Origin of the sequence: Thalassovita mediterranea (assembly GCA_019448215.1) — a bacterium.
Classification (GTDB): domain Bacteria; phylum Pseudomonadota; class Alphaproteobacteria; order Caulobacterales; family Hyphomonadaceae; genus Henriciella.
In genome coordinates, this window is record CP080408.1 from 2,882,878 (window position 1) to 2,908,577 (window position 25,700).

Sequence of the window (25,700 nt, forward strand, 5' to 3'; positions counted from 1 at the left end):
GCCGGCCCCTCTAGCCGTTTTCGGTTTCAGGCAGATAGGGATGTTCCTGCCAGTCGCCAACACAAGATTGCCACAGGGTGAGCGCAGCGACCACCGCCGTCTCTGCCCTGAGGATACGAGGACCGAGCGTTACCGGTTGAATATGCTCAATTTTCCGGAGCCAATCGCGTTCCTTCGGAGAGAAACCACCCTCAGGTCCGATGAGAATACCCGCTGCATTGCCAACCGCGCCCGTCAGTACCTCGCGCATCGGCCGCGCATCGCCAGCCTCATCGCAATAATAGAGCGGCTTTTCGGCCGGCCAGTCCTGAAGCGCGTCCTGAAGCGACACATCGTCAAAGACCTCCGGCACATCCATCCGCTCTGTCTGCTCAGCTGCTTCGATGACAACCGACTGCAGCCTGTCGCGGCGTACGCGGCTCGACTGGGTACGCTCGGTCATCACGGGCTGGATACGTCGCACGCCAAGTTCACAAGCCTTCTCGACAACGAAATCGGTCCTCGCCTTTTTCAGCGGCGCGAAGAAAAGCGTGAGATCCGGCGTCTCGACCTGCGGCCTCGTCTGCCTCTCAGGGACAATAGACGCCCGCTTGCCGCTTTCCGGAACAACGGCGGCAATCCACTCGCCGTCGCGCCCGTTGAAGACCCGCACAGGCGCGCCTTCACCTAGCCGCATGACCCGCAGGATATAGTTTGCCTGATTGTCGCTAAGCGAGACCTTCTCTCCGGAAGACAGGCCTGCGTCGATGAACAGTCTGGGAACGGAACTCATGGGGACCATATAGGCTTCTGTTGTCAGAGAGTTAAGCCAAAACCAGCGAGGCCGCGCGATGAGTGTCAGCTCCATCAATCCCGCCACCGAAGAAATCATCGAAACATTCGAACCGCACAGTCAGGTCGACGTGGATGCTGCGCTTGCCAAGGCAGATGAACGATACGCCCACTGGCGTCTGACGAACTTTGATGAGCGCGCAAAGCTGATGGAAAAGGCGGCCGACGTGCTGGAGAGCCGCGTTGGCGACTGGGCCCCGGCCATGAGCCGCGAGATGGGCAAACCACTGGCGCAGGCTGAAGGCGAACTAAAGAAATGCGCCTGGGTCTGCCGCCACTATGCCGAGCACGCCGAAGCCTATCTCAAGGACGAAAAGATCAAGACGGACGCGAGCCAGTCCTTCGTGCGTCACCTCCCAATCGGGCCCGTCCTCGCCGTCATGCCGTGGAACTTCCCGTACTGGCAGGTTTTCCGCTTTGCCGCACCAGCGCTTATGGCGGGCAATGTCGGCCTCTTGAAGCACGCCTCGAATGTATGGCGCTGCGCCCTCAATATCGAGGATGTGTTCCGGGAAGCAGGCTTTCCGGATGGCTGCTTCCAGACACTGCTTATCGGCTCGGATGACGTCGAGAATGTTCTGCGTGACCGGCGCGTACGTGCAGCGACGCTGACCGGTTCTGGTCCGGCAGGCGCTTCTGTCGCCTCGATATCCGGAGACGAGATCAAGCCGACCGTGCTGGAGCTTGGCGGCACCGATGCGTTCATTGTTATGCCATCGGCCGATATCGAAAGCGCCGTCGAGACCGCCATCGATGCCCGCGTACAGAACAATGGCCAGTCCTGCATCGCGGCCAAGCGCTTCTTCGTGCATGAAGACATTTATGACGAGTTCCGCGACCGCTTCGTGGAAGGAATGAAAGCCCTCAAGATTGGCGATCCTCTGGCAGACGATACGAAGATCGGGCCGCTCGCCATGAAGTCACTTCGCGATGACCTCGCCGAACAGGTCGACAAGTCAGTCGCAGCAGGCGCCAAACCCTTACTCGAGACACCGTCACTACCGGACAAGGGCTGGTGGTACGCCCCGCAGATCCTCGATGAAGCTCCGGAAAGCGCACCTGCAGCCCACGAGGAAATGTTCGGCCCCGTCGCCTCCCTCTGGAAGGTTTCCAGCCTTTCGCAGGCCATCGACCGCGCAAATGACAGCCCTTTCGGCCTCGGCTCGTCCATTTGCACGACGGAGAAGACAGAGATCGAAACAGCAATACGGGATCTCGATGCTGGCTCGACTTTCGTGAATGCAAAGGTCGCAAGCGATCCGCGCCTGCCATTCGGCGGCGTGAAGTCATCAGGGTATGGCCGCGAACTCGCCAGCGATGGCATTCGCGCCTTCATTCATCGCAAAACCGTGTCTATCGCCTGACGCACGATTACGGTTATACCGGGCCCATGAACGATCCGACGACATCAGATACGACCCCTGAAACCCCGGAAACCGGCGCGCAGCCAGAGGCCGCTGATAGCGCAGAGAGCGCTCGCGCCAACGCGCCCGCAGACAGCGCACTGCCTGACTGGCTGACATCCCTTCCAGACACGCTGCGCCCCTATGCGGCGCTCGCGCGTCTGGATCGCCCTATCGGCACCTGGCTGGTCATGCTCCCGGCACTGGCCTCCTTGGCGTATACCCGCATGGAGACAGGCTTCGCATGGATCGATATCTGGTGGGATGTCCTGATCATTGTCGGCGCAGTGACCATGCGGGGTGCGGCCTGCACCTGGAACGATATCACGGACAAGGATTTTGACGGCGCTGTTGCTCGCACAGCTAACCGGCCCTTACCGGCTGGCGATGTCACTGTCACCCAGGCTTACATATTCCTCGGCATTCAGGTCGCGATCGCCTTCATTGCATGGCTATGCATTCCGACCGACGCAAAGATCGTCTCCCTGCTCGCCCTGCCCCTGATTGCCGCCTATCCATTTATGAAGCGTGTCACCTGGTGGCCGCAGGTCTGGCTCGGCTTTACCATCAATTGGGGCGTGCTGGTGGCGGCTGCGATGGCAACGCATGTCTCATTCGGCACTATCCTTCTCTATCTCGGCTTTGCGGCCTGGACCGTCGGCTATGACACTATCTACGCGATGCAGGACCGCGAAGACGACGCCCTCATCGGCGTCCGCTCGACGGCGCGCCTTCTGGGCGAGCAGACTATTCTTGGCGCGTTCTGTTTCTATCTCGCCGCCACGGCATTTTTCGGCGGCGCAGTTGCCGCAAATGGCGGCATGCCTCTTGGCGTGCTGGCCGTGATCGGCTTCTTCGCTCATGCCATCTGGCAGGTGTACAAGATGAACCAGGACGACGACCATGCGCTGATGGTGTTCAAGTCGAACGCATGGGCCGCGCTGATACTGGTGGCAGGCTTTACGCTCTCCGCCATCATCTAGGCGCAGCGCCAACCCAAGGAGGAAGAGATGACCAAGCTAACCATAGAAATGGTATCGGACCTCGTCTGCCCGTGGTGCTGGTTGGGCCTCCGGCGCATCCGCAGCGCAATCGACCTCGTCGATGATGTCGATGTTGAGCTGATCTTCCGGCCCTTCGAACTCGATCCGACCATTCCGCAAGGCGGCGTCAATTACCGTGACTACATGGCCAGCAAGTTCGGCCCCGAGACAGAAGACAATCGCTGGGCCTCCATGCGCGAAGCGCTCGTCCAGTATGGCGAAGAAGAAGGCATTCCGTTCAATTTCGGTGAGCTTCGGCACAGGCCGAACAGCTTCGACGCGCACCGCCTCGTTCGCTGGGCACAGGGCCAGGGCAAAGGCATCGAGGCCAAGGAAGCGCTCTTCTCTGCCTATTTCGAACAAGCCCGTGATATCGGTGACCATGAGGTACTTGCCGACATAGGCGAGTCGATTGGCCTCGACCGCGAGATTATCACTGGCCTGCTCGACTCTGACGCTGATGCCCAAGCGACCCGCGACGAGGAAAACCTTTTCCGCGAAATGGGGATTGGCGGCGTGCCGACTTACATCGCCATGCGCCGTATTGCCGTCCAGGGCGCCGAGAGCGCAGAGAAGCTTGCGAAATTCCTGAGTGCGTCGGCGAAACAGATGCCGCAACAACGCAGCTACGGCTAGCTAAGCTGAAGCTCGACCAGCTGCTTGTAGAGACCGCCCTGGCGCAGCAGCTCCTGGTGGGTGCCTTCCTCGGCCACCTTCCCGTCATCCAGCACGATAATGCGGTCGGCTGAACGCACCGTCGAAAGCCTATGGGCAATGACGAGCGTTGTGCGGTCTTTCGCATATTCAGAGAGCGCAGCCTGAACTTTGGCTTCGCTCTCAGCGTCGAGCGCTGATGTCGCTTCATCCAGCAGCAGGATCGGAGCCTGCCGGATGATGGCGCGGGCCAGAGAAATACGCTGACGCTGGCCGCCCGAGAGGTTGCGCCCCATCTCGCCGCACGGCGCTTCATAGCCGCCCGGCAGCCCCAGAATAAACTCATGCGCGCTTGCTGCGCGGGCGGCGTCCTTGATCTCTTCGCGGCTCGCGCCCATCCGGCCAAGCGCGATGTTGGCGGCAACTGTGTCATCAAACAGCAGCGCTTCCTGAGCGACGAGAGCCGTGGACCTGCGCAGGCTCGCGCCCGTATAGGCGCGGACGTCCGAACCATCGACCATGACCGAGCCGGAAACCGGCTCATAAAGCCGCAATAACAAGTTGAAAACGGTGGACTTTCCGGCCCCGGATGGGCCGACCAGCGCAACCGTTTCGCCCGGATTGGCTGAAAAGCTGAGGCCCTTAAGCGCCTGTGATCCGTCAGGGTACGCAAAATGCACATCCTGAAATTCGACGCTGCCCCGCGCATTCTCGAGCGTGCGGGCGTCAGACCTGTCCTTGATCTGCGGCTCAGCATCGATGATTTCGAACACACGGTCTGCTGCGGCGCCGCCTTCCTGTGCGACCGCGTTGAGCGTACCGAGCGCACGCACTTCCGGTGCCGCGACAGCGACCGCGCCAATGACGCCGACGAAATTGCCGAGCGAAGTATCACCGTCAGCGATCCGCCATGCGGTCAGTGCCAGTATTCCAACCAGAGCAAGCCCACCGGTGATCTCAAGAATCGGGTCCACGGCTGCTCTGTCGGTGAGAACCTTCAGGAAGAGCCGGGAGCGCTCGACAAAGCCACGCTTCGCCCTGCCCTTCTGGTACTCCTCAAGTCCATAAGCCTTGACCACACGGGCAGACTGAAAGCTCTCAGACAGGAGCGAAGCGACTTCTCCAATCTGCTTCTGCGCCTGCTTGGAGCGGCGGCGCACGCGGTTGCCAAGGCTGATCACCGGCCCGAACGCTATCGGATAGACGAGGATCAGGATCAGCGTCAGCTTCCAGTCCATGATGAACATGGTGATCAGCACACCAATAACCGTGAGCACGCCCTTGGTAAGGTTGTTCGCAAGGCGCAGGCCCGCATCGCGGAGCGCATTCACATCATTGATGAAACGCGAGACGAAGCCGCCAGACCGGTCCGCAGACAGGCGCGCGAAGTCCCCCTCGGTCAGAGAATTGAACTGGTCTGCCTGAATGTCGACGATGGCACGCTGCACGCCGGTATTGTTGGCGAGCGTCATGCCGTAGAGCGAGAGTGACCTGATGGCCGCCGCAAACCCGATAATGCCGATCAGCCACCAGAGGCTGGATGGCACAGTCACGCTCTCTGGCCCCGCCAGGTCTTCAAGACCTTCGACCACCAGCTTGAGAAGATAGCCGTATGAAGCAGCCGCGATTGCCGTCACGGCCGCGCAGGCCGTACCGATAACGAACCACTTCAGGTGAGGCCTGAACCGCTCCTTGATCAGCCTGAAAAGGCTGTGGCTGCGCTCTGGCCCGCTCGCCATATCAGACGTGATGGTGGGAGCCCGTTTCAGGGTCGAGCAGCCTGTGCGCGTGCAGGATGAAGTAGCGCATCTCCGCATGGTCCACGGTGCGCTGCGCCGCATTCTTCCATGCATCATAGGCCGCTTTGTAGCTCGGGAAGGCCCCGACAAAGTCCAGCTTGGAAAGGTCCTCGAACTCGATGCCGCGAACGTCTTTCAGCTCACCGCCGATGACAAGGTGAAGAAGTTGCTTGGTATCTGGTGTGCCGGCCATTTTCGTCTGCTCCGTATCGTTCGCCCTGTCATATGGCCTGACCGTCCAGTTCGGATCAGGCAGTCGGACGCCTTTGACGCGCTCCACTAACAGAGGATGCAGGCGCTTTCCAGCCGCAATGAGACTACGCTGGGCTGGTTCACTGCGATTGAATCTGAAGCTCTCACCAAGATGAGTTGACGCAACGCCGCCAGCCTCTTCGACGATCACTGTCCCAGCGGCAAGGTCCCAGTCAGATTTGCGCCAGAGCGCGAGCGTCGCGTCCCACTCGCCGGTTGCAACCCAGCACATCCGCAAGAGCGTCGCATTGGGCTTTGGCCGGGCAAGTTTCATATCTGGCCAGGGCACGCGCCAGGCTGGATGTGTCAGCATCGATTCGGAGGCGATCATCTTGCAGCCGGTTTCTTCATCGCAGCTGCTGGTCAGCAGTCTCTGGCCATTGAGCCAGGCGCCCTTGCCCCGCTCAGCCGCATAGGTCTCACCCAACGCAGGCGCATGAACCACGCCGCAGACCGCCCGGCCATCTTTCACCAGCGCACCCGCAATCGCCCAGTAAGGCTCGCCGCCCATGAAAGCGCGCGTGCCGTCGATTGGGTCGACGCACCACACAACATCGCTGAGATGGGTGTCGCGTGAGAGCGCGGTCTCTTCCGACAGCCAGCCATAGTCCGGACGGTTGCCGGTCAGGTGGCGCTTGATAATTCGGTTGGCTTCAAGGTCGGCATTGGTAACCGGATGACCCGGCGTCTTTTCCCAGGCCTTGGTGTCGCCCCGCTCAAAGCGGGCAAGCGCCATGTTTCCAGCCTCGATCACGGCTTCCTGCAGAAGCATGAAATCATCACTGAAGGGCGTGTCAGTTGCCTGCAATCGACATGTCCTCAACCAGAAGGCTCGGCGCGTTGATGCGGCCGCGGAATTCCAGGTCTGATGCCGGAATGAGCCTCGCAAAGATAGCAGGCAGATCCCCGGCGATCGTCACCTCTGATACCGGATGCTGGATCTCTCCATTCTCGAACCAGAAGCCGGCCACACCGACAGAATAGTCACCTGTATTCGGATTGATCGACGGGCCGAACATATCGGTCACCAGCAGGCCTTTGCCCGCTTCTGACATCAGCGTTTCAGGCGACTTCGCCCCCGCTTCGATATGCGTGTTAGACGTGCCAACGCCCGGCGGGTTGCCAAAGCCGCCTGCCGCAAAGCCATTCGGCTGCAGCCCAAGCTGGCGCGCCGAAGATGTGTTAAGCAGCCACCGCGTAAGAACGCCGTCCTCAACCAGTGCCGACTTTGCGACCGGCAGACCCTCGCCATCATGATTGCGGCAACCGAGGGCTCGCTCAAGGAAGGGGTCATCGATGATGTTCAGGCCATCGGCAAAGACCTTCTGGTCCATGCGATCCTTCAGGAAGCTTACGCCCCGCGCGACGGACGGGCCGGAAATCGCTGACAGGAACGCACCGATAAGGCTGGAAGAAACGCGCTTGTCATAGATGACCGCCGTCTTCTGCGTCTTCACCTTCCGCGGGCCGAGCCTCGCGACAGCCCGTTCGCCGGCCGTGCGGCCAATCTCTGCTGGTGACGGCCGATGGGCCATCTTGCGCACGCTCCAGCTGTCATAGTCGCGCTCCATCGCGTCATCGCGCATGGCAACGGCCGCCAGTCCAAGACCGGTGGAACCGCCTGCCAGATAGGACGAGAACCCGTTGCTTGCGGCGACCCAACGCTCTGACCGGCTCCAGCCATTGCCGCAGCCTGCGACCGTCTTCACGCCCTTCACGGCCAGTGCTGCAGCCTCTGCCTCGATCGCATCTGCCTCAAGGCGCTCGAGCGGAATTTCACCGTCACCTTCGAGATCGAGCTCGGGTGGGTTTGTCTCCAGCAGCTCCGCATCAGGAAGCCCCGCGAACTTGTCCTCCGGTACAGCTTTCGCCATTGCGACGCAGCGCTCTGCCATCGTCTTCAGGGCGTCGTCTGAAAGGTCAGAGCCCGACACATGCGCCTGTCGCTGCCCGAACAGCGCGCGAAGCGACACGCCCTGCGACTCGCTACGCTCAACGTTTTCCAGTTTGCCGTCCCGCACATCGACGTTCACGCCGTCCGATACGGCGAGAGAGCAATCGGCCGCCGTCGCACCGGCAGCGAGACACTGGTCGATCAGCTTGGCGAGAATGTCCTGCGGGGGCGTTATGAAGCTTGATTTCATGCTGGTTGAGGTAACCCTCTCTTGAGTGAGCGGCAACGTCCAAGCTGACAGCTTTTGCAGGCGAGATTGCAAGTAACGGCGCGCTTATGCCTTACCAAGCTTTTCCAATGCCTCTGGCGCGAGCGCCTTGATGGCGTTCAGGAGCAGATGAAGGTCAGTTTCGCGTGTGCGGTGATTTGTGATGTTCACCCGAATGGCCAGTTTGCCGTTTACCCGCGTTGTCGAAGGTGCTGCAGCACCCGTCTCCTGTAGCCTGATGACGATTTCCTCGTTCAACGCGTCGAGGTCGGCATCAGACAGATCCTCGGCCACGTAGCGGAAGCAGCAGATAGACGTCTCAATAGGTGCCAGTCGTTCGAATGAGGGGGCGGCATCGACGAGAGCGGCCAGCGTGCGGACAAGCTGGCAATTGCCAGAGATGGCGGCGCCCAGTCGCTCTGGGCCAAACTCTGCAATATGTGCCCAGACCTTCAACGCCCGGAAGCCCCGCGAGAGCTCCGGTCCGTACTCTACCGGCCACGGGTTTCCAGCAGCGAGGCCTCGCTCAGTCGCCTTCAGATAGTCCGGCCGTGTTGAGAAGGCTTGGCCGTGCAACGCCTCGTCCCGCACCAGAACGAAGCCCGCGTCATAGTTCACGTGCAGCCATTTATGGAAATCGAAAGCGATCGAGTCTGCCCTATCGATGCCGCGCAGCTTGGAGGCGACGTCTTCACTCAAAATCCCGGAAGCCGCAAACGCACCATCAATGTGGAACCAGAGACCTTCGGCCTCAGCGATATCCGCAATGCCGTTCAGCTCATCGATTGCACCTGTATTCACCGTACCGGCAGTCCCGATGATGGCGAAGGGAACAAGGCCCGCGGCCCGGTCCTCTGCGATGGCCGCCTTAAGCGCCGAAAGATCAATTTGGAACGCATCGTTCACCGGCACTTTGCGCAGCGCAGAAGTCCCAAGACCCAGAATATCCAGCGCGCGGGCATTGCATGCATGCGCCTCTGCCGAACTGTAGGCGACGAGCTTCGAGCCACCGACTCCAGCCTCTCGAGACGCAAAGCCAAGCGCCGCGTCCCGCGCCACCTTCAGGGCAACGACTGTCGCCATGGACGTTCCAGTTACCACTAGGCCGCTCGCCGTCTTCGGAAAGCCAAACTGCTGAGCGACCCAGTCGGACAGCGCGCGCTCCACTCTCAGGCCAACATGATCGCGCCCGCCACAATTGGCGTTGATTGCAGCTTCGATCATTGAGGGCAGCAGGCCAAACGGCGTGCCGCTACCATGCACCCAGCCGAGGAAGCGCGGATGCGTATTTCCAACCCCGTAAGGCAAGAGCGACGCCAGCGCCGCGTCCACTCCTTCTGGCCCGAGGGGCGAAGCGCCTAGGGCCCTCTCAATCTGCGCGTCCACGCTCTCAGGCACGGGCGTCCAGACCCTTCCGGTCCCGGCCTGCTCAAGCTTGTCCAGCGCACGGTCCAACGTCTCATGAGCCCGGCGCCTGAAATCAGTCCAGTCCTCAGGTTCAAGGGAGGCTTTTGCGTGAAAGTCGGTCAAATCATCATCCATGGATTGGAATGGGACGAAGCCACTCACTCGTCTCTAGTCGCTCTCATAGCAATCAGGTGATGTGCCGCGGTCCGCATCAAGTTCTTTCAGCTCATGCCGCCGGATAATGAAAAGACCGATCAGTCCGGACACTGCGTTGGCTATGAAGGTCGCAATCGCAAGGCCCAGGAACCCACCGGTCAGGACGCCGATCCAGGCACCGCTCGCCAGCAAGCCGATCGCCCGGCCCGCCCCGATAAATAGGCCGCTCACCGAACGCCCGAGACCGTTGAGCGCCGCCGTCAGCGAAATGATGACCCCATAGCCTGCATAGGACAGCGGAACGATAGCGAGGTAGAGCGCGGCCACCTCTCGTGTCGCCTCAGACTCGGTGAAGAAGGAAACGAGCCACTCACCCCCGAAATAGAAGAAAACGGCGAGAACGACTGCCCACACAATGGAGACCTGCGCGGAGAACCAGAGGCTTTCGCGTGAACGCTCTGTTTTACCAGCGCCGCTATTCTGTCCGATAAATGGCGCTGAGGCCGCAGACAGGGCGAGCAGAGGAACGACTGAGAAAGACTGGATCTTCGTCACGAGACCGAAAGCGGCGACTTCTGCAGAACCAATCGTTGAAACAGCTGCCGTGGCAATCGAAAGGGCAATCGGATTAACCGAAGTAGAGAGCGAGGCCGGCAAACCAATGCGGGCCACCTGCTGCCAGCGAGCAAGCCCTCTTTTCAACGACCCGATTGAGGCTGCGAGCAAATCTTTTCGCCAAAGCAGATAGAACGCACCGATCGTGGACACACCTCGCGCCGTGATTGTTGCGACGGCTGCACCTTGCATCCCGAATTCGGGGACCGGGCCGAGTCCGAAAATGAAAACTGGATTGATCGCAATGTTCAGCACCGCGATCGAGCTCATCAGGATTGCCGGGCTTACTCCATCTCCCGTCGCGCGCAGCAATCCATTGGTTGCGACCGGGACGACGAGGAAAACTACGCCCGCGAACCATATCATCATGAAGGCCTTGGCATCTTCATGGATCTGCCCCTCAGCACCGAGAAGGCTAAGGATCGGCCCTATAAAGAGAAATCCGAAGACAGACAGCGCAACGGAAATGATGACCGCCATGCCGATAGCGCCTGTCGTGAGCTCTGCCTGTTCTTCGATTGACGCGTCGGCGCCGATCATTCGGGAAAGGACAGATGAGGCACCCGCGCTGAGACCGATGGCCAGGCTGATCAGTGTCATCACAATCGGAAAGGTGTAGGAGATCGCCGCCAGCTTCTCCTCACCAAGCTGCCCGACAAAATAGGCATCGGAAACGCCGATCGCTTTCACGGCCAGAACGCCCGATATCATCGGAATCCAGATCTTCGAAAAGGATGCGCGCACGGAGCCGTCGGTAAGTTGCAAGAGCCTGCCTTTCGAACGTCGTTTCGGCCTGCAGCGACCGGCAGGCACCGCAGCGGAGCTATGACGCCGCGCTGCCGCGTCCAGCGATGATGCCCGCGTCAGCTTGACCTTGCGGCCATGAAGCAGCACATCGCGGGACATGAGCATCAAACCGATCCACATCATTGGCGGCGGCATGGCCGGGTCCGAAGCGGCCTGGCAGGCTGCGAATATGGGTGTCCCCGTCATCATCCATGAGATGCGCGGCGTACGCGGCACCGAAGCACACCAGACTGACAAGCTGGCAGAACTCGTCTGCTCGAACTCTTTCCGGTCGGACGATCACACCTCGAACGCGGTCGGTGTCCTTCACGAGGAGATGCGCCGCGCCAATGGCCTGATCATCACCAAGGGCGGCGAGCACTCTGTGCCGGCCGGCAGCGCGCTGGCGGTCGACCGTGAAGGTTTCTCTGAAGACGTCACCGCGACGCTCGAATCCCACCCCAACATCACGATCGTACGCGAAGCTATCGACGACATCCCGCCCGAAGACTGGGACAGCGTCATCATCGCGACGGGTCCGCTCACCTCGATCAAGCTCGCAGAAGCCATCCGCGCACATACGGGGGAGGAAGATCTCGCCTTCTTCGACGCCATCGCACCCATCGTCTATTTCGACAGCATCGACATGAACAAGGCGTGGCGCCAGAGCCGTTACGACAAGCCCGGCCCGCACGGGGAAAAAGCCGCCTACATCAACTGCGGGATGAATGAGGAGCAGTATAACGCCTTCATCGACGCGCTAATCGCTGGTGAGAAAACCGAGTTCAAGGACTGGGAAAAAGACACGCCATACTTTGAGGGCTGTCTTCCGATCGAAGTCATGGCCGAACGCGGCCGCGAAACGCTGCGTTTCGGCCCGATGAAGCCGGTTGGTCTGACCAATCCGCACGATCCGGACGTGAAATCCTATGCTGTCGTCCAGCTCCGCCAGGACAATGCGCTCGGCACGCTCTGGAACATGGTCGGTTTCCAGACAAAGCTGAAGTACGGCGCGCAGGCGGACATCTTCCGGATGATCCCGGGGCTGGAAAACGCCCAGTTCGCCCGCCTCGGCGGCATTCACCGCAACACCTTCCTCAATTCTCCAAAGCTGCTCGACAGCCAGCTGCGCATGAAATCGATGCCACGCCTTCGCTTCGCCGGACAGGTGACAGGCGTTGAAGGCTATGTCGAAAGCGCCGCCATGGGCCTGCTGGCTGGCAGGTTCGCTGCCGCAGAGCGGCTCGGCCAAGAGCTCGCGCCGCCACCACCAACGACTGCGCTCGGCGCTCTTGTAGGTCACATCACGGGCGGCCACCTTGAGGGCAAGCAGAGCTTCCAGCCGATGAACATCAATTTCGGCCTCTTCCCTGACCCGGACCCTGAAACCATCCCGAAAAAGGATGAGGAAGGCCGACGCCTGCGCGGCAAGGCCAAGGGCCGCGCCAAGAAGGGCGTGCAGGCCGTTCGCGCGCTGCAGGATATCGACGCCTGGCTGGCAGCTCAGCGAGAGCCGGTTGCGGCCGAGTAGCCTGCCATGCGGGTTCTGCTGACCGGGTCTTCTGGCTGGCTGGGCCGCTACCTCGCGCCCTTGCTTGAGAGAAGCGGCCACAAGGTCACCGGCCTCGACGTCGCACCGGGAGCGTACACCAGCGAGATCGGCACGATCGCCGACCGGCCTTTCGTAAACCGCGTCATTTCAGATCACGGGATCGAAGCGATCATACATGCTGGCGGCCTTCACAAGCCGGACATTGCACGCTTCCCGAGACAGGCCTTCATCGACGTCAATGTAACGGGTACGCTGAACCTGCTCGAAGCCGCCGCTGCTGCTGGCCACGAACGATTGGTCTTCACCTCGACGACGTCCCTGATGATCTCGCAGGCGATCCGCTCAGAATTGAGCGATCAGGCGACATGGCTGGATGAAAGCCACGCCCCGCTTGCGCCGCGTAATATCTATGGCGTCACCAAGCTCGCGGCCGAAAACCTTTGTCGTGAGGTCCATCAGCAGACAGGGCTCGCCTGCCTGGTCCTTCGCACATCCCGCTTCTTCCCCGAAGAAGACGACACGCTGACCGACCCGCCGCCCGAAAACCTGAAAGCAAACGAATTTCTGAACCGCCGGCTGACGGTCGAGGACGCGGCCCGTGCACATCTGGCCGCGCTTGAGAAAGCGCCGGACATCGGCTTCGGCGTCTATATTGTCTCTGCCCCGACACCTTTCTCGCGGCAGGATTGCGCGGCCCTGAAAGCCGCAGCACCAGACGTCATTGCTCATTACTTTCCTGACGCAGCTGATCTCTATACCGCGCGCGGCTGGAAGCTGCCCACCTCAATTGGCCGGGTGTACGACGCATCTGCGTTTCAGCGCGACCTTGGCTTCAAGTTCCAGACAGACTTTGCGGCCATGCTCAATGCTCTTCGCCGAGGCGAGGACCTGCCCTTCGCCCACGATGCCGCCTATCCATCGCCAAGCGTCGAGGGCGCTGATCTGATCTGGCGAGACTGATCCGAAAAGCAGTGCTATGAGCGCGGCCATGACAGCGCTCTATGACACCATCGGCGTCGACTACGCCCAGCTTCGCAAGCCCGATCTGCGGATTGCGCGCCAGATACATGCCGCACTTGGTGACGCCCGAACTATCCTGAATGTCGGCGCAGGAAGCGGCTCATACGAACCGCAAGGGCGCGAGCTGACAGCGATTGAGCCTTCGGCAGAAATGATCGCCCAGCGCCCGCTTTCTGATGCGGTCGCGATACAAGGCTCAGCCGAGGCCCTCCCCTTCACCGACAAGAGCTTCGACGCCTCGATGGCCGTACTAACGATCCATCACTGGAGCGATCAGGCGAAGGGCTGCGCCGAGATGCGCCGGGTCACGCGCGGTCCAGCAGTCTTCCTGACCTTCGATGCTGGCCATAAGGATTTCTGGCTGTTCGATTATTTCCCGGCCCTGCTCACCCTCGATGAAGCCGCCATGCCGCCAATGGAGCGGTACTCCAATTGGCTGGGCGAAGTCGTGATTGACCCTGTCCCCATCCCCCATGACTGCACTGACGGGTTTCTCGCCGCCTATTGGAGACGGCCTGCCGCCTATCTCGATGAACGCATCCGCCGGGCCATGTCCTCCTTCTGGAAGATCGGCGATGTGTCCGAAGGGCTGTCCCGGCTCGAGAGCGACCTTAAGGACGGCATCTGGGACGCGCGGTTCGGGCATCTGGTGAAACTGGACGCACTCGATTGCGGCTACCGGCTGGTGCGGACGGTGTGAGCCAAAAAGAAGACTTCTAACGTCGCAATTTTCTTTCTGGCGTCCCGTGACGTCGCTACCGCTAACCGATCGCCGCCTTTGCGCGCTCGCGCCACTTGCCAATATTCTCGAACTCTTCGTGCGGCTTCCACTTCATCACGCCAGCAAACCCGGTGAAACAATAGAGCGTGATGTCGGCGATCGAGAAGCGTCCAGCAGCAAGGAAGTCATTCTCTGCCAGATGGGCGTCGATACGTTTTGCCATCGCACGTGCACCCTTTTCAGCCTTCGCGCCAGCCTCGGGAAGTTGAGGCACTTCAAGCGGCGCCATGGCCGGATGGGTGTTGCGGAACCAGGTCGCAAACTGGATGAAGAGCATCAGCTCGACGCGCCGGTCCCACATCTCGATCAGCGCTTTCTCCTTCGGGTCGGCGCCCATCAGGTTCGGCTCCGGAAAGATGCCTTCGAAATAGGTGCAGATGGCGCGGCTCTCGGTGAGCGTGGTCCCATCGTCCAGCACAAGCGACGGCACCTGCGAGAAGGGGGACACTTTCCGATAGTCTTCAGTCTTGTGCTCCTGCTTCATGATCGAGATCTCCTCGACCTCGACATCACCAAGCTTGCCCTTGGCTTTCAGAAAGTTTGTGACGCGTTCGGGGTTCGGCGCTTGCGGGCTGTGATAAAGCTTCATGGGTTTCCTCCTCGATTTGCCGAGAGGTGTAGCGCGCTAGAGACGGCGTGCGAAGCCTTCCGTGGCGAAGGAAGCTTGGCAAACTGAACGGCTCACCCACGCAAGCCGCCTCCCCAGCGAAAGCTGGGGTCCATGGCGGCTGGCCATATACGTGGACACCCAGCCGCCATAGGTCCCAGCTTTCGCTGGGAGGTCGGGAAAAGGACTAGTCGGCTAGTTAAACCGCTTCCTGACCCCAAACGTCGCGTTCAGCGGCTCACCCGGAAAATAGCGATTGGCCCCGAAAGCAAGATCAGCCCGGTCAGCATAATTGACGTCAAACAGATTCCGAACAATCACGAAGCCTTCGAGCGTCTCGCTAAAGGCGTAGGATGCCCGCGCATGTGTTGACGTATGCCCTGGATAGGTCTGCGTATTGCCCGGATCGACATAGTACTCACCGATATACTCAGCCGAGAGACTAGCCTCAAACCGCTCTGTGGGGTGCCACGTCACGCGGATATCGCCAAGCCAGTTCGGCGCCGTGTCCACCTCATTGCCATCGCGGATCACTTCGGAGCCCGCAGCCACAATGCGGTCGAATGTATAGGTGTGCTCGGCATAGCTTGCCGTTCCCGATATGGTGAACGCATCGTTCACCAACCAGTTTGCCTGTGCCTCGACGCCGGTGTGGCGGGTTGATCCGTTCGTTACATTCAGCCCGTCGGAATCGCGGAAAAAGAAGTTCTCTTTCTCGGCATGGTACGCCGCGATATCAAAGAACATGTCTCCACCGAGCGCCGTGCCGCGAAGGCCAATTTCAAAACTGTCCATCGTCTCGACCTCGGCTTCGGCAATGCCTTGCTGGCTTTGCAGACGGTAGAGATCAGATGCCTGTGGTGCCCGCTCGCCGCGCGAATAGTTGGCGTAATAACTGATAGATCCATCTCCCGGAGCCCAGATCGCACCGAGTTTTGGTGTCAGCAGGTCATAGCTGTCTTCACGGTTCGCTGGCACAAGGAACCGCCCATTTGGGCCGGGCGGCACGTCCGTCTCATAGTCGTAATCGTGCGTTTCACCGCGCAGCCCCGCGAGAATGGAAAGCTCGTTGGACACCACCCATTCGGCTTCGCTCCACAAGGCAAACACGGTCGTATCCACGGTGTAGTCGTAGTGCACACCAACCGGGAAGCGGCTATCGCCCGGGAAGAAGCCAAACGGCTCCAGCTGGGTTTCCTTTAGCCAGCCAGACGCAATGTCAGCATCAGCGCCGATGCGCAGTGTCACGGCGTCGCTAGCCGCAAACTCATACTTGGACTGAAGGCCGAAAGCATCATGCCCGTTCTCTTCGACACCGCCATTCGGCAGGAAGTGCTGGGCAAACTCCATCTCCTGCCAGCGATAGAATGGCGTCAGGGTCAGCTCACCGGGGCCAATTTCGCGTGAGAGGCGAATAGCGCCCATGGCCCATTGCGCATCGCGGTAAGCTTCCGGGTTCGGGTTTTGCGTCACAAGGTCATCATCGCGATAGGCCTTGTACCCTTCAATGAAGCCGCCGGTTTCCTGATTGAGATTCGACGCACTGACAAAGGCAAGGCCGTCCCAGCCGGCAGTATTGAACGCGTATTGCGCCGACAGTTTCTGCTGCTCGACGCCGGTAAAGTCCCGCCAGCCTGCATCGTCCTGCAGCGAGAGCGATACCCGCGCCGTGTCATCGAGATTGCCGGTGATGTCTGCCTTGTACCGGTTGAGCGTCGATCCGGAGAAGCGCGCATCGGCATAGGTGCCGGGCTGCGGCAGACCAAGGATCACATTGATCAGGCCATGCACCGCGTTCGAGCCATACTTGGCAGAACCAGGCCCCCGCACAATCTCGATTGCGTCTGCCACCTCGTGGTGGATTTCGAACAGGGAATTGACGTTGCCAAAGGCGGGCGAACGCGTCGGCACACCATTCTGCAGGATCAGGAAGCTTCCCTGCCCTGCGCCGCCCGTCAGTACAGGCGACCGAAGCGCGATCAGATGCTCCTGCCCCGAATTCATCTGCACGTTCACGCCCGGCAGCTCATTCAATATCTGTGCGGGGTGATCCGCGTTCACGGTGACGATGATCTCTTCATCGACTGTAGCGACACTGCCTGGCTGGCCCACCGTACGGTCGCCATAAACGAACACAGGTGAAAGCCGCTCCGCACTGGGTACGCTCGATTGAACCTGCGCGCCCGCTAAAGGCGCAAGGGCAAGGCTGGCTGTTGTTGCAAGCAGGAGGCGTGACGGCATGGAAGAACCCGGAAGATCAATAAGAAACGAGTTCCAGAGTGTAGGTCGCAGGCCCATGCCTGACGACCCCACACGCTGCGTCAGCCTGCTGCACCTGTGAACAGCTGCACGGGGAGCGCACCGACAACCGCGCCTGAAAGGCAGGTCGCGAGCGTACCGGCGATCAGCGTCTTCCAGGCGAGCTCAAGGAAGGTGGAGCGGCGTTCCGGACAGATGATGTTGAGGCCTCCAATCAGGATGCCGATAGAGCCAAAGTTCGCAAAGCCGCAGATCGCGTGCGCCGTGATGATGCGGGTGCGCGGGTCCATGGCGTCGACCGGCACATTTCCGAGCTCGATGAAGGCCACGAACTCGGTCAGCACCGTCTTGATGCCCATGAGCGAGCCGGAAAGCGGCGCTTCGCTCCATGGCACACCAATCATGTACATCAGCGGCGAGAAGATCCACCCAAGGACCCGCTGGATCGAAAGCGGCTCACCGCCCACCGCAGGCAGTGCGCCCAGACCGGCATTCACCAGCCAGAGCAGCGCCAGCGCCGCGATCAGCATGGTCGCGATGTTGAGCACGATCTGCAGGCCATCAGCCGCGCCCGTCGCGAAAGCATCCATGGTCGAATTGTATTTGAAGTCCGGCTCATGCGCGCGTTCTGACGGGTCCGTCGTTTCCGGGATCATGACCAGCGCCATGGCGACAGCCGCGGGTGCAGCAATGATCGACGCGGTTAGAAGCTGGGCCAGCGGGTTGGCCATCACGCCGTCGAGGAAAGTCGTATAGATCACCAGCACCGAGCCAGCGATGGTCGCGAAACCTGCCGTCATCAGGATGAAGATTTCAGACCGCGTCATGCCCTTGATGTACGGCTTCACAAGAACCGGGGCTTCGGTCATGCCCATGAAGACGTTGGCCGACACAGCAAGCGAGGTTGCCCCGCCAAGGCCCATCAGCTTGCGGAAAATGAAAGCAAAGCCCTTCGTGATCCAGCGCAAGATGTGCCAGTGCCAGAGGATCGCAGACAGCGCGGCAACCACGATCACCACTGGCAGGATCTGGAAGAAGAATAGCGGCGGCGCATCGCCGGTCATGATCGCGCTGGCGGCCTGGTTGTCGCCCACATAACCGAACACAAAACTGGTGCCGTTACGGGTCGCTTCCTGAAGCGCGTCGACAATGAAGTTCGCCTTGAAAAGAAGGCTGCGCACAAACGGAATGCCGAACAGCAGGAGCGCAAAGGCGAACTGCATAGCCACCGCGCCCAGTACGAGCCTCAGTGGAAACTGGCTGCGCTTTTCAGACAGGCCCCAGCCGATTGCGAAGATCAGCGCGATCCCTAGAAGTGCGCGCGCATTGTCCCAGCCCCATTCCATCCGGCTAACTCCCTGATGCCCTCTATCCTTAACTGCCTTATCGCGCGTCCCGCATATCCACCAGACCCGGGAGTCAGATCATTTGTCGGAACGGTGCGTCTGGCAGCACGTTGATCAGAGGTAAGAAGAAAGCTGAAAAAGAAGGAGCGATCATGAAACGCAAGACTTTCACCCCGCTACGCGACCAGAAGGTCAATATGGAGCCACGCCCGGTCACGACTGACAAGGTAGACGGCATCATGAACTCCTCAGCTGCCCTTGATGAAAAAATGGAAAAGCTGAATGAGCTTCGCCAGGCCCACAGCGACTGGGCGAACCGTCAGCCGGAAACCGATGGCAAGCCGTTGCTGCGCTATATTGATGAGGCAGTGAAGCGCCTCCTCCACGATGACAAGCTGGAGCAGAAGGTCGAAGCAGCCTAATCGGCCACTAAACCAGACCAACAAAAAGCCGCGGGCGCCCTAATGGCCCCGCGGCTTTCGTTTGTGGCTATAGGCCGGTCACTAGCCGAGCTTGCAGACGCAGATCTTGTTGCCATCCGGATCTCGGAAATAGGCGCCATAGAAGGTCGGCATTCGCTTGCCGGGTTCACCGTCCGGCGTCGCGCCTAGTTCGATGGCTTTCGCATAGGCCTTGTCCACGGTCTCATTATCGGCGCAAGCAAGCGCGGGCATCACGCCATTGCCAACCGTGGCAACTTGCTCGTCATAAGGCCCGCCAATCGCCAGCATGGGCTGGCCGGGCCCCGTGCCATAGAAATAGAGACGGCCATTGTCGAAGAAGCGCTTTGCGCCAATCGTCGGCATGAAGCCATCATAGAATTCCAGGGCTTTCTCGATATTGTTCGAGCCTAGCGTCACATAAGCGAGCATGTCAGTCCTCCTTGCTGATCTTGATCGCTGTTGCAGCATGCCAGGCACACCCCAGCAAGCACTTCCCCAGCGCGAATGCTTGACGTTTACGTGAGCGGGTGCTGCAAGGCTGACCGTCAAGTTTTACCTCAGTCAGGAGATACCCCATGGCAGACATTCGTTTTGACGGCAAAGTCGCTATCGTCACCGGTGCAGGCGGCGGTCTTGGCCGTTGTCACGCGCTCGAACTCGCCCGCCGCGGCGCAAAGGTCGTCGTGAACGATCTCGGCGCATCGATGGACGGATCCGGCGGCAGCTCGGCAGCCGCCGATGAAGTCGTCAAGGAAATCGAAGCGCTCGGCGGTGAAGCCATCGCGAACGGTTCTTCGGTCACCGACGATGCCGGCGTGAAGAAGATGATCGACGACGCCATGAACAAGTGGGGCCGCATCGACATCCTGATCGCCAATGCAGGCATCCTGCGCGACAAGTCCTTCTCCAAGATGACGATGGAAGACATCCAGCTCGTCGTCGACGTCCACCTCATGGGCTCCTTCAAGCCGATCAAGGCGGCCTGGGACATCATGAAAGAGCAGAATTTCGGCCGCATCGTTGTGACGACCTCCTCGACCGGCCTCTACGGCAACTTCGGTCAGGCCAACTATGGCGCCGCCAAGCTAGGCCTCGTCGGCATGATGAACACGCTGAAGATCGAAGGCGCGAAGAACAACATCAAGATCAACGCAGTCTGCCCGGTCGCTGCAACCCGCATGACCGAGGGCCTGATGCCAGAAGAAGTCCTGAAACAGCTGAAGCCGGAATATGTCACGCCGGGCGTGATGAACCTCGTCAAGGACGACGCCCCGACCGGTATGGTCCTCTCGGCTGGCGCTGGCGCCTTCTCCATGGCGGAAATCGTCGAGACCAATGGTGCATTCGTTGGCCAGGGCGACGCCCTTACCGCCGAAGCGGTTGCAGCCAAGTGGGACCAGATCACCGACAAGTCGACCCAGACGCACTTCAACGCTGGCGGCGAGCACGGTCAGAACATCTTCCGCCTCCTCGCTGAGGGCGCAAAAGGCTAGTTCAGCCACGCCATCCAAAAATTGAGGGCCACGCCCGCAGCCTTGCATTCAAGCTGCAGGCGTGGCCCAATCATTTCAGCCACACCGTTTCGGAGGAAATGACATGCGCCTTGCCCTTTTGACCGCCAGCCTGTTGCTGCTCGCCGCCTGCCAGCCACAGCCAATCCCTGTCGATGGTGATCCGGCATCGCGCCCAGCCGATACGCCTCGGGCGGAGGGTGAAATGTGCGGCGGCATCGCGGGGATTCAGTGTGGTGAAGGGCTCTATTGCACGAAGCCAGTTGGCCAGTGCGTCAGCACCGCTGATGGCTCCGGCATATGCGCCCCTCGCCCGGAAGTGTGCACCCAGCAATACGATCCGGTCTGCGGCTGCGATGGCAAGACCTATGGCAATGCCTGCACGGCGGCAGCTGCAGGCGTCGACGTCGCCTCGCAGGGTGAATGTCCTGCAGACTAAAATCGGCGCTAGAGCGCCTCAGCCAGCCCTTCGACAAGCGGCAAGAGCGGCTCGGCGAGCGGTGAATGAGTGCGTGCACCGTCCTTGGTGACGATGCGAAGGGTCTGGCGACCGTCGACGCCGATGACCGGCGCAACGACTTTCCCGCCTGCAGCGAGCTGCGCGAAAAGGTCTTCAGGGATTTTCGTGACTGCACCTGTGACGAGCACTCGGTCGTAAGGCGCATGCTCGCGCCAGCCAACAAACCCGTCTGCCTGACGAAGACTGACATTCCGGATGCCGAGCGCCTCCAGATTGCTACGCGCTGCGTCGACCAGCGTCTTGAAGCGATCAACCGCCCAGACCTTGCCTGCGAGTTTCGACATGAGCGCGGCGGTATAGCCGCTCCCGGCGCCGATGAGCAAGTAGCTCTCCTTACCACCCGGCGTCATCTCCAGCGCGGTGAGAAGCTGTGCCACGGTCAGCGGCTTGGGCAGTACCTGACCGCAAGGCAGCGGCAGGACAGCATCTTCCGCCGCAAGCTTGTGCAGCGACTTGTCGATGAAATCCCGCCTATCGACCGTTTCCATCGCTGACAGGACGGCGTCGTCCCGTATGCCCTGCTGGCGAAGCTGCAGGATGAAGCGGGCGGCGCGGAACGGGTCAGTGCTCACTATTTCCACTCGGCCTTGAGGGTTTCGAGGTAACGGTTGTGGGTGAGGTCCACATGGAGCGGCGTGACGGAAATGCGCCCCTCATAGATCGCTCTCAGGTCAGTTCCTTCTGGCGGACGCGACAGCCTGCCTTTGAAGCCGATCCAGAAATAGTCGTTGCCGCGCAAATCCTCACGCCGTTCGGTGTGGATGATCTGCTCGTCGCGAAAGCCCTGACGGGTGACTTCTATACCGGCGACATCTTCTGGCTCACGGTCCGGGAAGTTGATGTTCATCACGACATCATCCGGCCAGCCCTTGTCGATCAGCGGCTTGATCACCTTGGCGCCCCAGCTTTTCGATGTTTCCCACGGCAAGGAGCCACGTTCGCGAAAGCTCTGCGCCTGGCTGAGCGCGATGGACGGCACACCGAGATGCATGCCGAACATGGCGCCCGCAATCGTCCCTGAAAGGCTGGTATCCTCAGCGATGTTCTGGCCGCGATTGACGCCAGACAGGATGAGGTCCGGCTTTTCCGGCATCAGGTCATGCACCGCCAGAAGCACACAGTCGGTCGGCGTACCCATGACCGCCCAGCATTTCTCACGCACTTCACGCGTGCGCACAGGCTGGGTCAGCGTGATGGATCGCGACTGACCAGACTGCTCGACCTCAGGCGCCGCGATCCAGATGTCGTCAGAGAGCTCTCTCGCAATCGACTCCAGCACCGATAGCCCCGGCGCATGGATCCCGTCATCATTGGTGAGGAGAATTCTCATTCGTCGTTCCTGCTCGCTTCACATCCTTCGACAAGCTCAGGATGAGGTTTATTCAGCTTACTTCTGATTCCGCCTTCCCAGCGCAAGCTGGGATCCATGGCGGTTGAGACCAGAGCTTCCAGCCGCCATGGGCCCCACCTTTCGGTGGGGAGACGGGAAGTGGCCTACCCAATCACCTCAAGCCCGCCCATATAGGGCTGGAGGACAGCCGGCACGCCAATCGTGCCATCCTCGCGCTGATAGTTCTCCAGCACGGCGACGAGCGTACGGCCAACGGCAAGGCCAGAGCCGTTCAGCGTATGCACGAACTCCGGCTTCGGCTTTGGATTGTCAGCGCTCGGCGCGGCGCGCCAACGGGCATTCATCCGGCGAGCCTGGAAGTCCCCGCAATAAGAGCACGAGCTGATCTCACGATAGGTATCCTGGCTCGGCAGCCACACTTCGAGGTCATAGGTCTTGCGGGCACCGAAGCCCATATCGCCCGTACAAAGCAGCATGCGCCGGTAAGGCAGATCAAGACGCTCCAGGATCGTCTCGGCACAGCGCGTCATCCGCTCCAGCTCTTCAAGGCCTTCGGCTTCGTCCTTCACGATGGAAACAAGCTCCACCTTATTGAACTGGTGCAGGCGGATCATGCCCTTCGTGTCACGCCCTGCACTGCCCGCTTCAGAACGAAAGCACGGCGTGTGCGCAGTCATGCGGCGCGGCAGGCTGTCGCCCTCAAGGATTTCCTCGCGAACCGTGTTCGTCAGTGAGATTTCCGAGGTTGCGATAAGCCACATGCCATCGGTCGTCTCAAAGGAATCCTCACCGAACTTCGGCAACTGGCCCGTGCCCTCAAGCGCATCCGGGCGAACGAGAAATGGCGGGCTGGTTTCCTGATAGCCATGCTCGCCCGTCTGGACGTCCAGCATATAGTTGGCGAGTGCGCGCTCCAGCCGCGATAGCTGGTGGCGCAGGACGACGAAGCGCGAACCCGACATCTTGGCGGCGGTCTCGAAGTCCATCATGCCGAGGGCTTCACCAAGGTCTGCATGGTCCTTGGGCGCAAAGGCGAGCGCGGTTGGCGTGCCAACTTTCTTCTGCTCAGCATTATCGGCTTCGTCCTCGCCTTCCGGAACTTCATCCAGCGGCAGGTTCGGCAGGCCGAGGATCAGATCATCCAGCTCCTTGCGGGCGGCCTCTTCCTGCTCACCGGCAACCTCGATGGTCTTCTTGGCTTCGGCGACTTCATCGCGCAGGCGTTCGAACTCAGCCTCGTCGCCGCTCGCCTTCGCCTTGCCGATCAGCTTGGAATTGGCATTGCGCGCGCTTTCGGCCTCCTGCTTGTCAGTCAGCGCCTGACGCAGGGCCGCATCATGGGCGAGGATGTCGTCGACCTTGTCGCCAAGGCCAGACGCCCGCCGGTTCCAGGCCTTGCGGAAGTGATCGGGGTTCTCACGAATGGCGCGAAGATCGAACATTGGTTGGGCTTTCAGGCAGTTCTTTGTGTCTTGCCGATGCGTCTAGTCTAATTGGCGCGCAAGCGGAACCGTCTGAACTGAACCTCTGGCCTTCAATTTTCGCCAGTGTCGATCGCTTCGTCCTCAGCTGCCTTCTTCTCCATCATGGAGACGCAGATGATGGATATCTCGTAGAGCAGGAAGACAGGCACAGCCAGCATCACCTGCGAGATGAGGTCAGGCGGCGTAAAGAAGGCGGCCGCGACGAGAATACCGACAACGGCATATTTGCGCCCGGAACGAAGCGTGTCGCTACCGATGATCCCTGCCCGACCGAGCAGGCTGAGCACGACGGGCAGCTGGAAGCTCAAACCAAAGGCCAGCATCAGCGCCATGACCAGCGAGAGGTATTCCGACACCTTGATCTGCGGCGTGATGGCCGCGCGCCCCTCTGCTGCCTGCTGTTCGAATGAAAGCGCAAAGTTCGAAATCAGCGGCAGCATGACCCAATAGACGAACAATGCACCGAGCAGGAACAGAACCGGCGCGGCGATCAGGAACGGCAGGACAGCGCCTTTCTCCCGCTTGTAGAGGCCCGGCGCCACGAAGGAATAGATCTGCCAGCCCATCACCGGAAACGCCACGAACACACCGGCGAAGAGCGCCAGTTTCAGCTCGACGAAGAATACTTCCAGCGGCGCGGTGTAGATCAGCTCAAACCGCGTCTCACCACGCTCAATCTCTGCAACCTGAACCAGCGGGTCGAGCAGAATGTTGTAGAGTGGCCGTGCAAAGAAAAAGCAGAGGAGCGTCGCCCCGGCCAGCGCCGCAATCGACCAGATCAGCCGGGTGCGCAGCTCGATAAGATGGTCGAGCAGCGGCGCGCGCGACGATTCCATCTCGTTGTCTTCATCGGTGAAGTTCGGCTGCTCGTCGGCCCGCATGTCCTTGCTCATGAGGACGCAGCCTTCTTGCCGTCATCATCAGGCTTGGCCGGAGCATCGGGCTTGGCTTCGGCCTTCTCACCCGTCGAAGCGGGCTTCTCACTCGAAGCGCTCTCGTCCGACACTGCCGGCGCAGCCTTGTCCTCCGGCACGACGCCCGGTCCGCCCTCTTTGCCGGCCTCCGGCCAGGGGTTTTCCATCATCACGCGGCGATTGATGTCGCTTTCGGCCTTCTTCATGTCGTTGACCGCTTCGGTCAGCGCATTGTCGCGGCGAAGGTCCTCGATTTCCTTGCGTAGCTCATCAAGCTCCGCCTGGCGGGCAATGTCATCGAAAGCGGACTGAAACTCGCGCGCCATTGCGCGGCCCTTGGCGACGAACTGGCCGAGCTTGCGCATCATCAGAGGCAGGTCCTTCGGACCCACGACAATCAATGCGACGATCGCCACGAGCATGAACTCGGTGAGACCAAATTGTGGAAGCATGCTTAGCCGGCCTCACTTGCCTGTCAGCTGGAGGTTTTCGACTTGTCCTTCTCAGGCGTGACGTTCACCATCTTGTCGTCACTGAGGTGGCGCGACTGCTTGGACTTGTCCTTGTCCTCGCTGTCTGCCTCCTCGTCGTCGTTCAGCCCCTTGCGGAAGCTGCGGACGCCTTTGGCCATGTCACCCATGATGGATGAAATACGCCCACGTCCGCCAAACAGCAGAAGGGCAACGATCAGCACGATAAGAAGCTGCATCCAGCTAGGGGCCATGGAAGGTCTCCAGAAGTTCTTCTGAACAAGTAGCGCCCATCAGGATAAGTCTCAATGGGTAACGATCACACAAAGGCGTG

General features: G+C 60.4%; 25 protein-coding genes. 9 read left to right on the forward strand and 16 right to left on the reverse strand.

Annotation, left to right across the window (positions count from 1 at the left end):
* Positions 1-10: 10 nt before the first annotated feature.
* Complete coding sequence (locus KUV46_14100) at positions 11-772, reverse strand: 16S rRNA (uracil(1498)-N(3))-methyltransferase (protein ID QYJ00450.1); 762 nt, start codon at positions 770-772, stop codon at positions 11-13.
* A 58-nt stretch (positions 773-830) separates the two neighbouring features.
* Between KUV46_14100 and KUV46_14105 the strand changes: the two genes are divergently transcribed.
* From KUV46_14105 to KUV46_14115, 3 genes are read left to right on the forward strand one after another with little or no spacing between them, the layout of a single operon-like run.
* On the forward strand, positions 831-2,195 hold the full coding sequence (locus KUV46_14105) for an NAD-dependent succinate-semialdehyde dehydrogenase (protein ID QYJ00451.1): 1,365 nt from the start codon (positions 831-833) through the stop codon (positions 2,193-2,195).
* A gap of 26 nt (positions 2,196-2,221) precedes the next feature.
* Positions 2,222-3,217: a UbiA family prenyltransferase gene (locus KUV46_14110; GenBank protein QYJ00452.1), complete on the forward strand. Its 996-nt coding sequence runs from the start codon at positions 2,222-2,224 to the stop codon at positions 3,215-3,217.
* A 27-nt stretch (positions 3,218-3,244) separates the two neighbouring features.
* Positions 3,245-3,913, forward strand: coding sequence for a DsbA family oxidoreductase (locus tag KUV46_14115; protein ID QYJ00453.1), 669 nt, complete (start codon positions 3,245-3,247; stop codon positions 3,911-3,913).
* On the opposite strand, the gene KUV46_14120 is transcribed toward KUV46_14115, so the two are convergent.
* The 5 genes from KUV46_14120 to KUV46_14140 form a co-directional block, all read right to left on the reverse strand.
* Positions 3,910-5,670, reverse strand: a complete 1,761-nt coding sequence (locus tag KUV46_14120; GenBank protein ID QYJ00454.1) for an ABC transporter ATP-binding protein/permease — start codon at positions 5,668-5,670, stop codon at positions 3,910-3,912. The genes KUV46_14115 and KUV46_14120 overlap by 4 nt on opposite strands.
* Before the next feature lies 1 nt (position 5,671).
* Positions 5,672-6,790: a DUF4170 domain-containing protein gene (locus tag KUV46_14125; protein QYJ00455.1), complete on the reverse strand. Its 1,119-nt coding sequence runs from the start codon at positions 6,788-6,790 to the stop codon at positions 5,672-5,674.
* Positions 6,777-8,126, reverse strand: a complete 1,350-nt coding sequence (locus tag KUV46_14130) for a TldD/PmbA family protein (protein QYJ00456.1) — start codon at positions 8,124-8,126, stop codon at positions 6,777-6,779. The genes KUV46_14125 and KUV46_14130 overlap by 14 nt, the downstream gene beginning before the upstream one ends.
* 84 nt (positions 8,127-8,210) lie before the next feature.
* Positions 8,211-9,686 carry an aminotransferase class V-fold PLP-dependent enzyme gene (locus KUV46_14135; GenBank protein QYJ02418.1) on the reverse strand — a complete coding sequence of 492 codons (1,476 nt, stop codon included), beginning with the start codon at positions 9,684-9,686 and terminating at the stop codon, positions 8,211-8,213.
* Positions 9,687-9,719: 33 nt separating this feature from the next.
* Positions 9,720-11,087: an MATE family efflux transporter gene (locus KUV46_14140; GenBank protein QYJ00457.1), complete on the reverse strand. Its 1,368-nt coding sequence runs from the start codon at positions 11,085-11,087 to the stop codon at positions 9,720-9,722.
* Between the two features lie 139 nt (positions 11,088-11,226).
* Between KUV46_14140 and trmFO the strand changes: the two genes are divergently transcribed.
* From trmFO to KUV46_14155, 3 genes are read left to right on the forward strand one after another with little or no spacing between them, the layout of a single operon-like run.
* Positions 11,227-12,639 carry a methylenetetrahydrofolate--tRNA-(uracil(54)-C(5))-methyltransferase (FADH(2)-oxidizing) TrmFO gene (gene trmFO, locus KUV46_14145; GenBank protein QYJ00458.1) on the forward strand — a complete coding sequence of 471 codons (1,413 nt, stop codon included), beginning with the start codon at positions 11,227-11,229 and terminating at the stop codon, positions 12,637-12,639.
* A 6-nt stretch (positions 12,640-12,645) separates the two neighbouring features.
* The gene (locus KUV46_14150; protein QYJ00459.1) at positions 12,646-13,620 is read left to right on the forward strand and encodes an NAD(P)-dependent oxidoreductase; all 975 of its coding nucleotides are present in this window, start codon (positions 12,646-12,648) and stop codon (positions 13,618-13,620) included.
* A gap of 28 nt (positions 13,621-13,648) precedes the next feature.
* Positions 13,649-14,380, forward strand: coding sequence for a class I SAM-dependent methyltransferase (locus KUV46_14155; protein QYJ00460.1), 732 nt, complete (start codon positions 13,649-13,651; stop codon positions 14,378-14,380).
* Between the two features lie 61 nt (positions 14,381-14,441).
* Here KUV46_14155 and KUV46_14160 read toward each other — a convergent pair whose 3' ends face one another.
* The 3 genes from KUV46_14160 to KUV46_14170 form a co-directional block, all read right to left on the reverse strand.
* The gene (locus tag KUV46_14160; GenBank protein ID QYJ00461.1) at positions 14,442-15,050 is read right to left on the reverse strand and encodes a glutathione S-transferase family protein; all 609 of its coding nucleotides are present in this window, start codon (positions 15,048-15,050) and stop codon (positions 14,442-14,444) included.
* A gap of 213 nt (positions 15,051-15,263) precedes the next feature.
* Positions 15,264-17,309 (reverse strand): TonB-dependent receptor, encoded by a 2,046-nt coding sequence (locus KUV46_14165; protein ID QYJ00462.1) that lies wholly within the window; start codon positions 17,307-17,309, stop codon positions 15,264-15,266.
* Between the two features lie 80 nt (positions 17,310-17,389).
* Positions 17,390-18,673, reverse strand: a complete 1,284-nt coding sequence (locus KUV46_14170; protein ID QYJ00463.1) for a nucleoside:proton symporter — start codon at positions 18,671-18,673, stop codon at positions 17,390-17,392.
* Between the two features lie 152 nt (positions 18,674-18,825).
* On the opposite strand from KUV46_14170, the gene KUV46_14175 reads away from it, so the two are divergent.
* Entirely contained in the window at positions 18,826-19,095 is a 270-nt protein-coding gene (locus KUV46_14175; GenBank protein ID QYJ00464.1) for a hypothetical protein, read from the forward strand.
* 81 nt (positions 19,096-19,176) lie between these two features.
* Here the strand turns inward: KUV46_14175 and KUV46_14180 are convergent, their stop codons facing one another.
* Complete coding sequence (locus KUV46_14180; GenBank protein ID QYJ00465.1) at positions 19,177-19,545, reverse strand: VOC family protein; 369 nt, start codon at positions 19,543-19,545, stop codon at positions 19,177-19,179.
* Positions 19,546-19,691: 146 nt separating this feature from the next.
* Here KUV46_14180 and KUV46_14185 point away from each other — a divergent pair, with 146 nt between their 5' ends.
* Positions 19,692-20,609, forward strand: coding sequence for an SDR family NAD(P)-dependent oxidoreductase (locus tag KUV46_14185; protein ID QYJ00466.1), 918 nt, complete (start codon positions 19,692-19,694; stop codon positions 20,607-20,609).
* Between the two features lie 103 nt (positions 20,610-20,712).
* Positions 20,713-21,066, forward strand: coding sequence for a Kazal-type serine protease inhibitor family protein (locus KUV46_14190; protein ID QYJ00467.1), 354 nt, complete (start codon positions 20,713-20,715; stop codon positions 21,064-21,066).
* Between the two features lie 8 nt (positions 21,067-21,074).
* Here the strand turns inward: KUV46_14190 and KUV46_14195 are convergent, their stop codons facing one another.
* The 6 genes from KUV46_14195 to tatA form a co-directional block, all read right to left on the reverse strand.
* Positions 21,075-21,719, reverse strand: coding sequence for a protein-L-isoaspartate(D-aspartate) O-methyltransferase (locus KUV46_14195; protein QYJ00468.1), 645 nt, complete (start codon positions 21,717-21,719; stop codon positions 21,075-21,077).
* A complete protein-coding gene (surE, locus tag KUV46_14200) occupies positions 21,719-22,477 on the reverse strand; it encodes a 5'/3'-nucleotidase SurE (protein QYJ00469.1) in 759 nt (252 codons plus the stop codon). The genes KUV46_14195 and surE overlap by 1 nt, the downstream gene beginning before the upstream one ends.
* A 164-nt stretch (positions 22,478-22,641) precedes the next feature.
* Positions 22,642-23,940, reverse strand: coding sequence for a serine--tRNA ligase (gene serS, locus KUV46_14205; protein ID QYJ00470.1), 1,299 nt, complete (start codon positions 23,938-23,940; stop codon positions 22,642-22,644).
* Positions 23,941-24,032: 92 nt separating this feature from the next.
* Positions 24,033-24,863: a twin-arginine translocase subunit TatC gene (gene tatC, locus KUV46_14210; GenBank protein QYJ02419.1), complete on the reverse strand. Its 831-nt coding sequence runs from the start codon at positions 24,861-24,863 to the stop codon at positions 24,033-24,035.
* Positions 24,864-24,871: 8 nt separating this feature from the next.
* A complete protein-coding gene (gene tatB, locus KUV46_14215) occupies positions 24,872-25,348 on the reverse strand; it encodes a Sec-independent protein translocase protein TatB (protein QYJ00471.1) in 477 nt (158 codons plus the stop codon).
* Between the two features lie 23 nt (positions 25,349-25,371).
* The gene (gene tatA, locus KUV46_14220; protein QYJ00472.1) at positions 25,372-25,620 is read right to left on the reverse strand and encodes a twin-arginine translocase TatA/TatE family subunit; all 249 of its coding nucleotides are present in this window, start codon (positions 25,618-25,620) and stop codon (positions 25,372-25,374) included.
* Positions 25,621-25,700: the final 80 nt, after the last annotated feature.